Origin of the sequence: Streptomyces sp. NPDC052042 (assembly GCF_044548345.1) — a bacterium.
In the GTDB taxonomy this organism is placed as follows: domain Bacteria; phylum Actinomycetota; class Actinomycetes; order Streptomycetales; family Streptomycetaceae; genus Streptomyces.
On the sequence record NZ_JBIUBU010000078.1, the window covers coordinates 1 to 2,563 of the forward strand.

At 68.9% G+C, this 2,563-nt stretch carries 1 protein-coding gene and 1 pseudogene; both read left to right on the forward strand.

Going from position 1 to position 2,563, the window contains the following annotated elements:
• Positions 1-164 precede the first annotated feature (164 nt).
• A pseudogene (locus ACIHCL_RS36920) lies at positions 165-851 on the forward strand (ISAzo13 family transposase); the annotation flags it as partial.
• A gap of 135 nt (positions 852-986) precedes the next feature.
• Positions 987-2,462 (forward strand): NF041680 family putative transposase, encoded by a 1,476-nt coding sequence (locus tag ACIHCL_RS36925; RefSeq protein ID WP_399868929.1) that lies wholly within the window; start codon positions 987-989, stop codon positions 2,460-2,462.
• Positions 2,463-2,563 lie beyond the last annotated feature (101 nt).

Here is a 2,563-nt window from a genome sequence, read left to right on the forward strand (position 1 = left end):
CCGAACTCCACGACGCCTTTGTCTCCCTGGCATGCAGTCTCATCTGCTGGAGACGCCTCAAGAAGACCCAACCATGATCGTGTTACGAGCTCTTACGGGACGGCCATTAGGGCTTGCAGATCATCAAGGCGTTGCTTCCCGTTCCTGGGGCTCGTTGATGTGGTATGCGCATCCCGGACGAAGCTCGTGCCCAACTCAGTGTGAAGTTCGCGGTGTTGTTCCCGCATCTCGACGAGCGGCAGCGGCGCCTGCTGATGGGAGCGGAGGCCCGCGTGCTGGGGCATGGCGGTATCCGGGCCGTCGCGCGGGCGGCTGCGGCGAGTGAGACGACGGTCCGCAGGGGCGTGTTCGAGTTGGAGGCCGGAGAGGAGCCGTTGGGCCGGGTACGGCGGCCGGGCGGGGGCCGCAAGCGAGTCGCGGATCTCGATCCGGGGCTGCGGCCCGCGCTGCTGGCGCTGGTCGAGCCGGACGAGCGGGGTGATCCGATGTCGCCGCTGCGGTGGACGGTGAAGTCGACCCGCTCCCTCGCGCGGGAGCTGGCCCGGGCCGGGCACAAAGTCAGTGCGGACACCGTCGCCGACCTGTTGCGAGAGGAAGGCTTCAGCCTGCAGGCCAACGCCAAGACCCTCGAGGGCAGTCAGCACCCGGACCGTGATGCCCAGTTCCGCTATCTCAACGAGCAGGCACGCGGGCACCGGGATGCCGGCCAGCCGGTGATCAGCGTGGACACCAAGAAGAAGGAACTCGTCGGCGAGTTCAAGAACAGCGGCCGGCAGTGGCGACCGGCCGGTGATCCGACGCCGGTGAACATCCATGACTTCGCCGACCTGCACCTGGGCAAGGCCATCCCTTAGCTTGTCATTTAACGACCGGTGTCGAACGTACCTCGAACTTGATGGGCGTTTTCGCAGTTCAGCGGACACGTAGGCGGCCTTCGCCTGATCCTGTGCTCCGTCACAGAGTGGATCAGCGCGAAGGCCGTGGTCGTGAGTCTGGTGCATCAGGGCGTCCTGCGGGATGCGTTCGCGGAAGTGTCACGCTTCCGGTCGGAGCTGTACGCGTGTCTGACCGCGCGGGGCGACGCGTTGTTCGAGTTGTGCGACGCGCTGCTGTGCACGGACGGGCCGGTGCGGACGCTGGTCGATCTCGCGCTCGCGCCCGAACACCGCCGTGGGCACGGGGCTCTGTACGGCGGACTCAACCAGGGCCGGATCGACGTCGCCCGGCTGCGTCGGGCCCTGGCCGGGGTGCCGCTGCCGAGGGCGGCCGACGGTCGGCTCGTGCTGGCGGTGGATGTCTCGCCGTGGCTGCGGCCGGATGCCAACACGTGTGCTGACCGGGCCTTTTGCCACACGTTCGGCCGGGGTGAGGGCAAGCATCAGATGGTGCCCGGCTGGCCGTACTCGGTGGTGGCCGCGCTGGGGAGTGGCCGCACGTCGTGGACGGCGGTGCTGGACGCGGTCCGCCTGGAGCCCGGCGCCGACGTCGCCGCGGTGACCACGGTGCAGATCCGCGAGGTCGTCGAGCGGCTGGTCGCGGCCGGCCAGTGGCGGCCGGGTGATCCGGAGGTCCTGGTCGTGCTGGACGCTGGATACGACGCTCCGCGCATCGCCCACCTGCTGGATGGCCTGCCCGTCGAGATCCTCGGCCGGCTTCGTTCAGATCGGGTGATGCGGCGTCCGACACCCTCCCGTGAAGAGTTTCACCTGGCCAACCCCAAGGGCGGCCGGCCGCCCAAGCACGGCGGCGAGTTCGTCTTCGGTGACCCCACCACCTGGGGCATCGAGCAGGCCGTGACGGTCACGGACACCCGCCTCTACGGGAAGGCGACCGCACAGGCGTGGGACCGGCTGCACCCGCGGCTGACCCGCCGGGCCGCATGGCTCGACCACGAGGGACCGCTGCCCGTCATCGAGGGCACCGTCATCCGCCTGGTCGTGGAGAAGCTGCCCAGCGGCGGGGTCAACAAGCCGGTCTGGCTGTGGTGGTCGCGCACCGGCGCCACCGAAGCGGACGTCGACCGCTGCTGGCAGTCCTTCCTGCGACGCTTCGACATCGAGCACACGTTTCGCCTGTTCAAGCAGACCCTCGGGTGGACCAAGCCCCGGCTCCGAAGCTCGGAAGCGGCCGGCCGGTGGACCTGGCTGGTGATCGCCGCGTATGCCCAACTCAGGCTCGCCCGGCCCCTGGCCGCCGACCTCCGCAGGCCCTGGGAGAAGCCGGCCGAGCCGAACAAACTGACACCCGCCCGCGTCCGCAGAGGGTTCAGGAACCTGTGCGCGAAGGCCGGCTCACCGGCCGGTGCACCGAAACCATCCCGTCCCGGCCCTGGCCGGCCACCGGGCTCGAAGAACCGCCGCCCCGCCACCCGCCACGACGTGGGCAGAGTCCTCGCCACCGGCGAGGCGTTCAGCCGACCCACCCACCACAAGGTGGGCACAAAACCACGCCGAACCGGTTAAATGAACTGAACCGCCCCGATTCGAATGGAGACTCGATTTCATGAAAGGATCGAGTCATGGCACGACCTTCCCGTTACCCGCTTGAGCTCCGCCGTCGTGCG